Source organism: Mesorhizobium sp. SP-1A (assembly GCF_032460275.1).
Classification (GTDB): Bacteria; Pseudomonadota; Alphaproteobacteria; order Rhizobiales; family Rhizobiaceae; genus Mesorhizobium.
In genome coordinates this window covers 108788-121308 of record NZ_JAVXZD010000010.1, presented here as the reverse complement: position 1 = coordinate 121308, position 12521 = coordinate 108788, and the positions used below count along the sequence as shown (strand labels likewise).

General features: G+C 64.3%; 8 protein-coding genes and 1 pseudogene. 6 read left to right on the top strand and 3 right to left on the bottom strand.

Annotation, left to right across the window (positions count from 1 at the left end; genetic code table 11):
- Positions 1-123: pseudogene (locus QU595_RS27790) on the bottom strand (S-(hydroxymethyl)glutathione dehydrogenase); the annotation flags it as partial.
- A 197-nt stretch (positions 124-320) separates the two neighbouring features.
- Here QU595_RS27790 and QU595_RS27785 point away from each other — a divergent pair.
- Positions 321-2333 (top strand): acetyl/propionyl/methylcrotonyl-CoA carboxylase subunit alpha, encoded by a 2013-nt coding sequence (locus tag QU595_RS27785; RefSeq protein WP_315928125.1) that lies wholly within the window; start codon positions 321-323, stop codon positions 2331-2333.
- 43 nt (positions 2334-2376) lie between these two features.
- Here QU595_RS27785 and QU595_RS27780 read toward each other — a convergent pair whose 3' ends face one another.
- Positions 2377-2760, bottom strand: a complete 384-nt coding sequence (locus QU595_RS27780; protein ID WP_315928123.1) for a rhodanese-like domain-containing protein — start codon at positions 2758-2760, stop codon at positions 2377-2379.
- A gap of 164 nt (positions 2761-2924) precedes the next feature.
- Here QU595_RS27780 and dnaE point away from each other — a divergent pair, with 164 nt between their 5' ends.
- From dnaE to QU595_RS27765, 3 genes are all read left to right on the top strand, one after another.
- Entirely contained in the window at positions 2925-6455 is a 3531-nt protein-coding gene (gene dnaE / locus QU595_RS27775; RefSeq protein ID WP_315928121.1) for a DNA polymerase III subunit alpha, read from the top strand.
- Between the two features lie 146 nt (positions 6456-6601).
- Positions 6602-8149, top strand: coding sequence for a hypothetical protein (locus tag QU595_RS27770; protein ID WP_315928119.1), 1548 nt, complete (start codon positions 6602-6604; stop codon positions 8147-8149).
- A 99-nt stretch (positions 8150-8248) separates the two neighbouring features.
- On the top strand, positions 8249-8755 hold the full coding sequence (locus tag QU595_RS27765; protein WP_315928118.1) for a hypothetical protein: 507 nt from the start codon (positions 8249-8251) through the stop codon (positions 8753-8755).
- Between the two features lie 10 nt (positions 8756-8765).
- Here QU595_RS27765 and QU595_RS27760 read toward each other — a convergent pair whose 3' ends face one another.
- Positions 8766-10130 carry a DNA polymerase IV gene (locus tag QU595_RS27760; RefSeq protein ID WP_315928116.1) on the bottom strand — a complete coding sequence of 455 codons (1365 nt, stop codon included), beginning with the start codon at positions 10128-10130 and terminating at the stop codon, positions 8766-8768.
- A 71-nt stretch (positions 10131-10201) separates the two neighbouring features.
- Between QU595_RS27760 and QU595_RS27755 the strand changes: the two genes are divergently transcribed.
- Both QU595_RS27755 and QU595_RS27750 read left to right on the top strand, forming a co-directional pair.
- Entirely contained in the window at positions 10202-10771 is a 570-nt protein-coding gene (locus tag QU595_RS27755; RefSeq protein WP_410000585.1) for an N-acetyltransferase family protein, read from the top strand.
- Positions 10772-10959: 188 nt separating this feature from the next.
- Positions 10960-12480 carry a hypothetical protein gene (locus QU595_RS27750; protein ID WP_315928114.1) on the top strand — a complete coding sequence of 507 codons (1521 nt, stop codon included), beginning with the start codon at positions 10960-10962 and terminating at the stop codon, positions 12478-12480.
- Positions 12481-12521: the final 41 nt, after the last annotated feature.

Genomic DNA, 12521 nt, shown 5'->3' with positions numbered 1-12521 from the left:
GTGGCAGATGCCCGTCGCCTTCACCTCGACCAGGACCTCGCCCTCGCGCGGCCCCTCCAGGTCCACCTCCATCACCTCCAACGGCTTGCCGGCTCCAACGGCAACTGCGGCGCGGGTTTTCATTGCGTCCTCCTACAGGGAAATTCGAGTCTCGGGTGTGGATTTCGGCCAAGCTATCAGGCCGGGGGCCGGGCGCAAAGGCAACTTTATTGTCTATAAGGAAAATCGTCCTCCGTCGCCGCCAGTTTAAACCTTTGTCGGCTTGAGCGCACGGGGCGATGTCCATAAAAAGGGAGCACGCCCGGAGGGATAACGCTCATATGTTCAAGAAGATATTGATCGCCAACCGCGGCGAGATCGCGTGCCGGGTCATCAAGACGGCAAAAAGGATGGGGATCGCCACGGTGGCGGTCTATTCCGACGCCGACCGCGACGCCGTGCATGTCGAGATGGCCGACGAGGCGGTGCATATCGGGCCTTCGCCGGCCGCGCAAAGCTATCTGGTGGCGGAGAAGATCATCGCCGCCTGCAAGGAAACCGGCGCGGAGGCCGTCCACCCCGGCTACGGCTTCCTGTCCGAACGGGCATCCTTCTGCGCGGCGCTGGAGAAGGAAGGCATCGTCTTCATCGGGCCCAAGCCCAAGGCCATCGAGGCCATGGGCGACAAGATCGAATCGAAGAAGTTCGCCAATGCGGCGAAAGTGTCCACGGTGCCGGGCTATATCGGCGTCATCGAGAACGCCGACCATGCCGAAAGGATCGCCGGCGAGATCGGCTATCCGGTCATGATCAAGGCCTCCGCAGGCGGCGGCGGCAAGGGCATGCGCATCGCCTGGTCGCAGGACGAGGTGCGCGACGGCTTCGACCGCGCGCGCTCGGAAGCCAAAAGCTCTTTCGGCGACGACCGCGTCTTCATCGAAAAATTCGTGGTCGAGCCGCGCCATATCGAAATCCAGGTGCTGGCCGACGCGCACGGCAACGCCTTCTATCTGGGCGAGCGCGAATGCTCGATCCAGCGCCGCAACCAGAAAGTGGTGGAGGAAGCGCCGTCGCCCTTTCTGGACGAGAAGACGCGCAAGGCCATGGGCGAGCAGGCGGTCGCGCTGGCGAAGGCCGTGGACTACCAGAGCGCCGGCACGGTGGAATTCATCGTCGATGCCAGGAAGAATTTCTACTTCCTTGAAATGAATACGCGTTTGCAGGTCGAGCACCCGGTGACGGAGCTGGTTACCGGCATCGATTTGGTCGAACAGATGATCCGCGTCGCGGCGGGCGAGAAGCTGGCCTTCACGCAGGACGACGTGAAACTGAACGGCTGGGCGGTGGAAAGCCGCCTCTATGCCGAGGATCCGTACCGCAATTTCCTGCCCTCCATAGGACGGCTTACGCGCTACCGGCCGCCGGAGGAGGGACGCTTCGGCGATGTCGTCATCCGCAACGACACGGGCGTTACCGAGGGATCCGAGATCTCGATGTTCTACGATCCGATGATCGCCAAGCTCTGCACCTGGGCACCGACGCGGCTCGAGGCCATCGACGCCATGTCGGAAGCCCTGGACGAATTCGTGGTCGATGGCATCGAGCACAACATCCCGTTCCTGGCCGCGCTGATGCGGCATCCGCGCTGGCGGGAAGGGCGTCTTTCGACCGGATTCATCTCCGAGGAATATCCGGACGGCTTTTCGCCGGTCGTCCCGGCCGGCGAGGAAAAAGCCGTCCTGGCCTGCGTGGCGCTTGCCGTCGAGCTGTTGCGGCGCGACAGGCTCGATAGGCTGACCGGCCGGCTGGCGCCGCATTCGGGCGCGCTGAAACGCGACTGGGTGGTCAAGATCGGGGAGGACCGCCTGCCGCTCTCGATCATCGAAGGCATGATTTCCATCCCGATGGAAATCGATCTCTCGGTGTCGGGCGGCGAGCCGTTGACGGTTTCGTCCGATTGGCGCCCCGGCGATGCGGTGTGGCGCGGCACGGTGGGCGAGCGCCAGGTCGCAGCGCAGTTGCGGCCGCTGCCCAACGGCCTGCGGGTCGCCTGGCAGGGCATGTCGGTCGAAGCGCACGCCATGCTTCCGCGTGTCGCGGAGCTCGAGAAGCTGATGCCGATCAAGCTGCCGCCCGACACCTCGAACCTGCTGCTTTGCCCGATGCCGGGGCTGGTCGTCTTCATCGCCGTGACGGAAGGGCAGGAGGTCAAGGCGGGCGAGACGCTGGCCGTGGTCGAAGCCATGAAGATGGAGAACGTGCTGCGCGCCGAACGCGACCTCACGGTGGCCAAGCTCAGGGCCAAGCCGGGCGACAGCCTCGCAGTCGATGCCGTCATCATGGAATTTGCCTGATGCCGGCGGGCGCCGGCGCAGGGCGGTCGAATCGGCGATGCGATCAGCCTTCCTTCTCGACCTCGCCGCCGGCTTCGGCCCAGTCCTTGAATGCGCCGAGGTTATAGACTTCCCGATAGCCGAAATCTTTCAACACCTTGCCGCTCAATGCCGAACGGCCGCCTGAGGCACAGTAGACAATCACCGGGCGGTCCTTGACGAAGGCCTTGTCATGATAGGGCGTTTCGGGATCGGCGCGAAATTCGAGCATGCCGCGCGATACGTTCACCGCGCCCTTGACCTTGCCGCTCGCCTTGACCTCGGCGGAATCCCTCACGTCCACCACGAGCGCGTTCCTGTCCTTCATCAGCCTGCGGGCTTCGTCCGCGCCGATGCGCGGGACCGCCGCGTTGGCGGCTTCCATCAATTCCTTGACACTGCTGGCCATGCGAAACTCCCGGTCCACCCGTCCAGAATGCGTTTTCGTGCAATCGATCCTATATCCTTGGACCGCGGTGTCTGTGAATCAAGCCGTTTTCAAGCCGCCGCACTCGGCCTTTCGATGTAGGCTGCTGCACGCCGAAGACTGAGTCCCGAAGAGCATTTGCCGCAATGACCGACATACGACCGCCGAGAGACCCGATTGCACGCGCGGCGCTCCAGAGCGGAGAGGCTGCCCGCCCCGAACCGGCCCGGCGCTTCATCCATCTGCGCGTGCATTCCGCATATTCGCTGCTGGAAGGTGCCCTGCAGCTTGGCGCGATCATTGGCCACGCGGTGAAGGACGGGACGCCGGCCATAGCCGTCACCGACACCAACAATCTGTTCGGCGCGCTGGAGTTCGCGCAGAAGGCTGTGAAGGACGGTATCCAGCCGATCGTCGGCTGCCAGATCGATCTGGCCTTCAGCGACGAGGCGCCCGACGGGCAGCGCGACCGCCGCAGGCAGGGTCCGCAAACGCAGCCGGTGGTTCTCATCGCCGCCACGGAAGCGGGCTATGCCAATCTCGTGCGGCTGGTCAGCAAGGCCTATCTGGACATGCCTTCCGGCGAGCCGGCGCATGTCTCCGTCGACATGGCGGCTTCCCTGGCGGACGGCTTGATCTGCATGACCGGCGGGCCGCGCGGCCCGATCGGGACCGCGCTCAAGGAGGACCGGCGCGATCTCGCCGAGGCACGCCTTCTCAAGCTCAAAGAGCTTTTCGGCGACCGGCTCTATGTAGAGGTCGAGCGCGTGTCGGGTTACGATCGGGCGGTCGAACAGGCAACCGTCGAACTGGCCTACCGGCACGAACTGCCGCTGGTGGCCACCAACGAGGCGTTCTTCCGCTCGCGCGAGGACTACGAGGCCCATGACGCGCTCATCGCCATCGCGGAAGGTTCTGTGGTCGCCGCCGACAACCGCCGCCGCCTGTCGCCGGACAACTATCTGAAGAGCCAGGCCGAGATGTCGGCCTTGTTCGCCGACCTGCCGGAGGCGTTGGACAACACCGTCGAGATCGCGCTGCGCTGTTCCTATTATCCGCAGAACCGCAAGCCGATCCTGCCGCGCTTCGCCGGCGCCGAGGTGGCCGATGCGGAAGCGGCCGAAAAGGCGGAAGCGGAGGAACTTGCCCGCCAGGCGCGGGAGGGGCTCGAGATGCGCTTCCGCACGCGCGGGCTGCACGAGGGGTTCACCGAGGACCAGTATCGGGAGCGGCTGGAGTTCGAGATCGGCATCATCCAGCGCATGAAGTTTCCCGGCTACTTCCTGATCGTGTCGGACTTCATCAAATGGGCGAAGGCGCACGACATTCCGGTCGGGCCGGGGCGCGGCTCGGGCGCGGGCTCGCTGGTCGCCTATGCGTTGACCATCACCGACGTCGATCCGCTGCGCTTCTCGTTGCTGTTCGAGCGCTTCCTCAATCCGGACCGCGTGTCGATGCCCGACTTCGACATCGACTTCTGCCAGGACCGGCGCGAGGAGGTGATCCGCTACGTGCAGGGCAAGTACGGCCGCGACCAGGTCGGTCAGATCATCACCTTCGGAACGCTGCAGGCGCGCGCGGTGCTGCGCGACGTGGGCCGTGTGCTGCAGATGCCCTACGGGCAGGTCGACCGCCTGTGCAAGATGGTGCCGCAGAACCCGGCCAACCCGGTCAAGCTGGCGGACGCCATCGCCAACGAGCCGCGTTTTGCCGAGGAGGTCGATAAGGAACCCATCGTCCAGACCCTGCTCGACATGGCGCAGAAGCTGGAGGGGCTCTACCGCCACGCTTCCACGCACGCTGCCGGCATCGTCATAGGCGACCGGCCTTTGTCGGAACTGGTGCCGATGTACCGCGATCCGCGCTCGGACATGCCGGTCACCCAGTTCAACATGAAGAAGGTCGAGGACGCCGGGCTGGTGAAGTTCGACTTCCTGGGTCTCAAGACGCTGACGGTGCTGGAGACGGCGGTGAAGCTGATCCGGCGGCGCGGCGTCGACATCGATCTCGCCACGATACCGATCGACGACAGGCCGACCTACGAGATGCTGTCGCGCGGCGAGGTGGTCGGGGTGTTCCAGGTGGAAAGTGCCGGCATGCGCAAGGCGCTGATCGGCATGAAGCCCGACCGCATCGAGGACATCATCGCGCTGGTGGCGCTGTACCGTCCCGGCCCGATGGAGAACATCCCCACCTACAACGCGCGCAAGCACGGCGAGGAGGAGATCGCCTCCATCCATCCCAAGATCGACCATCTGGTGAAGGAGACCCAAGGGGTCATCGTCTACCAGGAGCAGGTCATGCAGATCGCGCAGGAGCTGGCCGGCTACACGCTGGGCGAAGCCGACCTTCTGCGCCGCGCCATGGGCAAGAAAATCCGCGCCGAGATGGACAAGCAGCGCGAGCGCTTCGTCACCGGCGCTGTGGAGCGCGGCGTCGCCAAGCCGCAGGCCGATTTCATCTTCGACCTGCTGGCGAAATTCGCGGACTACGGCTTCAACAAGTCGCACGCCGCGGCCTACGCCATCGTTTCCTACCAGACGGCCTATCTGAAGGCGCATTATCCGGTCGAGTTCCTGGCCGCATCCATGACGCTCGACATGTCGAACACGGACAAGCTGGCCGATTTCCGCCAGGATGCCATGCGGCTCGGCATAGAGGTGGTGCCGCCCTCGGTGCTGACCTCGTTCCGCGATTTCGAGGTGGGCGAGAACAAGATCTTCTATTCGCTGGCGGCGCTGAAGGGCGTCGGCGACGCCGCCGTCGAGCACATCGTGGAGAAGCGCAAGGACGGCCCATTCAGGAGCCTCGCCGATTTCTGCGAGCGTGTAGACCCCAAGATCGTCGGCAAGCGCGTGTTCGAAAGCCTGATAATGGCGGGTGCGCTGGACTGTTTCGGCCACGACCGCGCTGCCATGACGGCCGGTGTGGAGCGCATGATGGGGCTGGCGGCACTGGCGCAACAGAACGCGACCTCAGGCCAGACGGATATCTTCGGCGCCTCGCTGGGCGCGCAATCGCAGGCGCTGAACCTGCCGGCGACCGATCCGTGGCTTGCCGCCGACCGGCTGCATCGTGAATTCCAGGTGGTGGGGTTCTACCTGTCGGCGCACCCGCTCGACGAGTACAAGGTGGCGCTGGAGAAGATGCGGGTGCAGAACTGGGCGGAATTCTCGGCCGCCGTGAAGCGCGGTGCCGCCGCCGGCCGGCTTGCCGGAACCGTCACCTCCAAGCAGGAACGCAAGACCCGCACCGGCAACAAGATGGGCGTGGTGATGTTCTCCGACACCACCGGGCAATACGAGGCGGTGATGTTTTCCGAAACGCTGGCGCAGTATCGCGACCTGCTGGAGCCGGGCAAATCGGTCGTCATCACCGTTTCGGCCGAAGACCGGCCGGAAGGCGTCAACCTGCGCATCCAGACCGTGCAGTCGCTGGACGACGAGGCGAGCCGCATCCAGAAGGCGCTGCGCATATTCGTGCGCGACAGCGCCCCCATCGATACGCTTTCGCGGCAACTGACCGTGAAGGGCGAAGGCCAGGTGAGCTTCGTGGTGATCAAGGAGGATGCGCAGGGCGAGGTCGAGATCGCGCTGCCGGAGCGCTATCGCATCGGTCCGCGCGAAGCTTCCGCCATGCGGGCCGTCTCCGGCGTCGTCGAGGTGGAACTGGTCTAAACCTGGTCGGTTATCGGCTAGCACAATCAGTCTACTACCTGACCGGCATACTACCTAGGGTTATCTTGGTCTACGGACCCTTCAAGCAGGTTCGCCTGCGTCGATCCCTTTGGCGTAGTTGAGTTTCTGCCCGTCCTGGTGGCGATATGGCCGCGGGGGATCGCTGCGTTGCTTCATTGCTGTCGATGGCATCCATGTCTGATTTCGACGGACAGTTCAGGATTGCAACGGAGGATACGCCGGTACCCGATGGTGCCTTCCGTCGGCGCCTTGGAGGTATCTCGGTCGATATCTTCGATCTGCTTCCCGTCTGCGATGTCTTCGATAGATTCGGCAGGTTGATCGGCCTCCTTCTCGGCATGCCGATCGATACGGACGCCGGCACGGTCCTCGGCGGCAGCTATGTCTTCGATGCGAATTTGCCGGAGCAAATCGGGGTCGAGGCCCTGGTGGAAGCCTGCCTTTACCGGCTTGCCGGAAGTTTCGTCTTCATTCTGGCCGTGGCCGGGTTTCGTCGGCTTTACCTTGACGCCAACGGCACGAAGTCGGCCGTCTACGACGCGGCTGCCCGCGTCGCGGCCGCGACCGCGGCCTTGCTCCTCGATCCCTCCAGCTATCTCCGAAGGCTGGACACCTCGCTGCGTCATGCGGTGCGCGCCGACAATGACGGCTGGTTCCCGGCAGGATTGACCGCGCATGAGGGTGTGCAGCGCCTGACCTGCAATCATTTTCTCGACCTGGATCGCTGGGAGGCCGTCCGGCACTGGCCGTCAGGACCCATCGAGCGGGACAGCACGCCTGAACGGTGCCTCGGCGTGGTCGTCACTGAAACGCGCCGCACGATCGAGCTGCTGTCGGCTCATGGCGAGGGCTGCATGGCCTTGACCGCCGGCTATGACACGCGCCTGCTTCTTGCCTGCAGCCGCCCGGTCCATCGCGATATCCGCTACGTGACCGTGCGCGAACCGAGCGCCGAGCTCGACGTGGTACGCTCGGGCGAATTAGCCTGCCGCTTCGGGCTTCGGCACGAACTTCTGCCTTACATCGAAGCCTGCGATGCCGAGAAGGACCGTTGGCTTCGCAAGGTGGGCCACAGCGTCGCCGGTTCGAACCTTGCGATGCATCCAAGCACCAAGCCCCTGGAAGGAAAGATTTTCATGGGCGGCGTGGGAGGCGAGGTCGGCCGCGGTGCGCTGTGGCTCAACTCCGACGACGATACCCGGCTCAGCGTCGAGGGGTTGCTCCTGCGGCTGCGTCTGCCGCGGCATCCGCTTTTGTGCGAACGGGTGGACGCCTGGCTGCAGCCTTTGAAAGGCCTGAACAGCCTGCTGATACTCGATCTGGCCTTCATGGAGCTGCGCGTCAGTTCCTGGGCGTTCGCCCAGGCATATGCGTTGCCGCGCGTACGGGAGATAAATCCGCTGATTTCCAGGCGCAACTATGAGGCCATGCTGTCCCTTCCGGTCGAGTTCCGTGCGAACCAGGGCATGTTCCTCACCGCATTCAGGGAACTTTGGCCTGAACTCCTGTCCTTGCCCGTGAACCGGTACGGCGATTGGCGCGACAGATGCGCCTTTGTCCGAAAAGCCGTGTCGCATCCGGGGCGCGCCTGGCGCAAGCTCAAGCGGCGAAGCTGCGTCAAGTTCGGCAATGCCGTCGGACGGTTGATGAAGGCGGGCAAGGCGCAGGAGTGACGTGCCCTTCTTTACACGTGCCCTTTTCTCTCCAAAGTTGCCGGAACCAGCCTTGCCGGCGGGCGTTGGTGAGGCTTGGGGCGATACGAGGAGAACATGATGAAGTTCCCAGCAAGGACGCTGCTTGCCTGCTGCATTGCAGGCACCGCAATTCCCGCGCACGCAGATGAATCCGCCTTTCTCCAGTTCTTCAACGGCAAGTTCACGGGCAAGGGATCGGTGCAGGTGACCACCAGCGCGCCGAGCGTCAACGTGTCGTGCAACTTCAATTCCGGCTCCACCTCGAACTCGCTGTCGCTCGACGGGAGCTGCCGCGGCCTCGTCGTGTTCTCCCGCCAGATCGCCGCCCGGCTGAAGGTCGACGGCTCGCGATATTCCGGCACCTATATCGGTTCGCGCACCGGTCCGGCCGGGTTGAGCGGCAGCCGTCGCGGCAATGCCATCAACCTCACCATCCGCTGGGCCAAGGAGGTGAATGGCGACCGCAAGGCGCAACTCACGGTCCAAAAGATCGGAAGCAGGGGAATGCGTCTGACAGTGACGGACTTCGATCCGGCCAAGAAGCGCAACGTGGTCACCAGCCGGATCGATCTCAATCGCGTCTAGGGGCGGGAAACTAGATCCGTTCCCATGGGTGGCGGATCTCGGGTTCTTCCTCCTCGCCGGGACGGGTCGGCCTGCCGCGATGGCCCTTGCCGAAGGTGTAGCCCGTTTCCACCGCCTTGCGGCCGAACTTGTCGCGCAGCGTATCCACCGCGCCTTCCGCCAGGGCCCGTTTGCGGGCCTGCACGTCGACCAGGTCGGGCGGATCGGCCTTGCCGTCGTCGGAGAGATCGCTCACGCCTATGCCGAGCAGACGGTATTTCGTTCCGTCCGCTTCCTTGCGCAGCAGTTCAAGGCCGGTCTGGAAAATGCGGTCGGCGAGCCGGGTGGGGTCGCCGAGCTGGCGATTGCGAGTGCGGATCCTGAAATCCTGAGATTTCAGTTTCAGCACCACCGTTCGGCCGGCGATGCCCGCCTTCTTCAACCGCGCCGAAACCTTTTCCGACAGAGCCCGCAGGATGGGCACGAGATCGTCCAGGCCGGCGAGATCGGTGTCGAAGGTCGTTTCCGCCGACACGCTCTTGGTGTCGCGCTCGGGATCGACGCGGCGGTCGTCCTGGCCGCGCGACAGGCGATAGAGCCGGTCGCCCATGACGCCGTAGCGGCGCATCAGTTCGGCGCGCTCCATCTTCTGCAGTTGCGCGATCATGCGGATGCCGTCGCGTTCCAGAGCGGCCGCGAAGGCGTTCCCGACGCCCCAGATCAATGTCACCGGCTGCTCCGCCAGGAAGCCGACGGCCTCCTGTTCGCCGATCACCGAAAATCCGCGCGGCTTGCGGAAGTCGGACGCCACCTTGGCCAGGAACTTGCAATAGGAAAGCCCGGCCGAAACGCTGATGCCGATTTCCTTTTCGATGGACTGCGCGAAACGGGCCAGCACGAGCGCCGGGGGCAAGCCATGCAGCTTCTCGGTGCCGGCGAGGTCGAGGAACGCCTCGTCGATGGAAAGCGGCTCGACCAAGGGGGTGAGCCCCTGCATCATGGAGCGGACCTGCCGCCCGACCTGGACATATTTTTCCATATCCGGCTTGATCACCACCGCCTCCGGACAGGCGGCGAGCGCCTTGAACATCGGCATGGCCGAACGCACGCCATGGATGCGGGCGATGTAGCAGGCCGTGGAGACGACGCCGCGCTTGCCGCCGCCGACGATCACCGGCTTGTCCTTCAGCGCCGGATTGTCGCGCTTTTCGATCGCCGCATAGAAAGCGTCGCAATCGATATGGGCAATGTGCAGCCGGTAAAGCTCGGGATGCTGGACCAGCCGCGGACTGCCGCACCGCTCGCAACGCCGCCCCAAGCCGCCTTGACGGGTCAGGCAGTCCCGGCAGAAACCGTGTTCGGGATCGTTGACAGCTAGGCCCATGGATGCGAACATAAAGAGAACAAGCGCAATGGTACGTCAGGAAGGTTGCCGCGGCAAGGCAGCCGCCCGGGGAGGACATCGATATGAACATCCTGCCGGTGACTGCCGATCTATGGGATGATTTCGAGGATCTTTTCGGCAAGCAGGGCGCTTGCTACGGCTGCTGGTGCACGCATTTCCGACTGCCGCCGGCGGTGCGCCGCGAGAACGACCGCGAGCGCAACAAGGACCACATCCGCAGCAGGATCGAGACGGGGCCGCCGCCGGGCCTGCTGGCATTCGAGGACGGCAAGGCCGTCGGGTGGATGCAGGTGGGGCCGCGCGCCGACGTGCCCGAATGGAACAATCAGGGCAGGGGGTCCGCACCTCTCGATACAGCGGATGCCGCCGATCCGGCTGTCTGGGCGGTTTCGTGCTTCTTCATCCGCAGCAAGGCGCGCGGCAAGGGATTGACGCACCGTCTCCTGGCGGCGGGAATCGATTTTGCCCGCTCGAGCGGCGCCCGCCTGCTGGAAGCCTGTCCCATGGACCTGTCGCGCGATTCGCGCTCGATCGGCCTTTTCGTCGGCTCGTCGCGCGTTTTCGAGAGGGCGGGGTTCGAGCGAATGATCGAACGCAAGGCCGGCAGGCCGCTGATGCGGCTTGTGCTTTGAGGCGGCCTGCGTCCGTCCGCCGTCTCTTTGACATCCGATCGCTCCCGATTGGCCGTGCGCCGGCCGGGCGTTGGCGCATATCGAGGTGGACAACCTGCCGACATCGCGTTGCGATTGCCGTTCCGATTTCCTAGGAGACACGCACCGCGCTCGGTGCCGGTAATGATGGGGCAAATCGGAGATATTCAATGAGTCGCTTGTTGTCGGCAGTCCTGCTCATGTCGCTTGCCTCTCCGGCCCTTGCCCAGACTGTGGACGAGAAGGGAGCGGCGGAACTCAGCGGAAATTTCGCCCGCTACATCGGCAAGCAGGCCATCGAGCGCAAACTGGTCGCCGTCGTCGCGAAGGGCGACGCCTACGACGTGACCATCGACGTCCAGGCGCTTCTCGGGCTGCTGCCCGAGCAGAAGCTCCTCAAGTCCGATTTCCCGCCCTTCACGGTCAAGGTGAAGCCGCGCGCCGACGGCAACTGGGACGTTTCCGGGGCTTTTCCGTCCCGCGGCGCCTTCGAGGTCAAGGACGAGAACGCCTCGCGGAGCACGCAGTTCGCGATCAAGGACGGCAAGTTCGAAGGCGTCTACGATGCCGGTCTTGCCAGCTTCCTCAGCGCGGCAAGTTCGCTGGCGGGCGCGAGCATGACGACGCGCGACAAGATGCAGGAAGCCGAGATGACCACCGGCGCGGCCACGGCCACGATGAATTCGACCGCAGCGCAGGGCGGCGGCGTCGATTTCAGCGTGAGCCAAAAGATCGCCGACTTCGTGGAAGCTTTGAAGGTGGACGAACCCGAAAGCGGTTTCAAGTTTCCGCTGACTGTCAGGTCGCCCGAACTTGCCGTCGAAGCGAGCGGCAGGGGCCTGCGGTCGAAAGCCTTGCTGGACCTTCTGGCGTTCGGGGTTGCCAATGGCGAGGACGCGCAGGTGAAGGCCAACCAGGCCGAACTGAAAGCGCTGCTGCTCGCCGCCTTGCCCCTGTGGGAGCACCTCGACGGCTCCTACGGTTTCAAGGATCTCGGCGTGGAAAGCCCGTTGGGAACGTTCACGGCGTCGCAGTTTGGCGTGACGGTCGCCGCCGACGGCATCAGCAAGAACGGTGCGATCAACTATACCATCGAGGCAAGGGGGCTGAACGTGCCTGAAGTCCTCGTGCCGGCCTGGAGCAAGCCGCTGGTGCCGACCGAGGTGACGCTCAGCTTCGGTGGCGCCAATATCGATCTCGACAGCATGGCCCGCAAGACCATCGACACGCTGGATCTTGATAAGGAGCCGCCCTTGCCGGAAGGATTCGGCGAGACGCTGGTTGCGGACTTCCTGGCCGAGACGCCGAAACTGGTGATCAGGCACAGCACCATAAAGAGCAGCGACGCGGAAGTCGCCTTTGAGGGCGAGGTCACTTTCCCGGGCGAAAAGCCGGAAATCAACACCACCATCGACATTGCCGGCTACGACAAGATCGTCGAGACCTTGCAGGCCGCCTCGAAGACGATGCCCGAAATGGCGCAATATGTTCCGGCCGCGCTTGCAGTGAAGGGCTTTGCCAAGTCCCTGCCGGACGGCCGCCTGGAATGGGCGGTCAACGGCAAGCCGGACGGCTCGGTCACAGTCAATGGCGTGATGGTGAAGGGTGTCGACCCCGAGCCCGGCGACGGCACCGTTACCGACGAGGACGAAAGCAACGACGAAGACGGGGCCGAGGCCACTCCGCAATAAGGGTAGGGCGGCGTGGCTTGCCGCCGGTAAACTTTCGCGTC

Coding starts and splice junctions, on each gene's coding strand:
- QU595_RS27760 (WP_315928116.1), bottom strand. CDS start 10,130: ATGTTCGCATCCATGGGCCTAGCTGTCAACGATCCCGAACACGGTTTC.
- dnaE (WP_315928121.1), top strand. CDS start 2,925: ATGACCGACATACGACCGCCGAGAGACCCGATTGCACGCGCGGCGCTC.
- QU595_RS27755 (WP_410000585.1), top strand. CDS start 10,202: ATGAACATCCTGCCGGTGACTGCCGATCTATGGGATGATTTCGAGGAT.
- QU595_RS27780 (WP_315928123.1), bottom strand. CDS start 2,760: ATGGCCAGCAGTGTCAAGGAATTGATGGAAGCCGCCAACGCGGCGGTC.
- QU595_RS27770 (WP_315928119.1), top strand. CDS start 6,602: ATGGCCGCGGGGGATCGCTGCGTTGCTTCATTGCTGTCGATGGCATCC.
- QU595_RS27765 (WP_315928118.1), top strand. CDS start 8,249: ATGAAGTTCCCAGCAAGGACGCTGCTTGCCTGCTGCATTGCAGGCACC.
- QU595_RS27785 (WP_315928125.1), top strand. CDS start 321: ATGTTCAAGAAGATATTGATCGCCAACCGCGGCGAGATCGCGTGCCGG.
- QU595_RS27750 (WP_315928114.1), top strand. CDS start 10,960: ATGAGTCGCTTGTTGTCGGCAGTCCTGCTCATGTCGCTTGCCTCTCCG.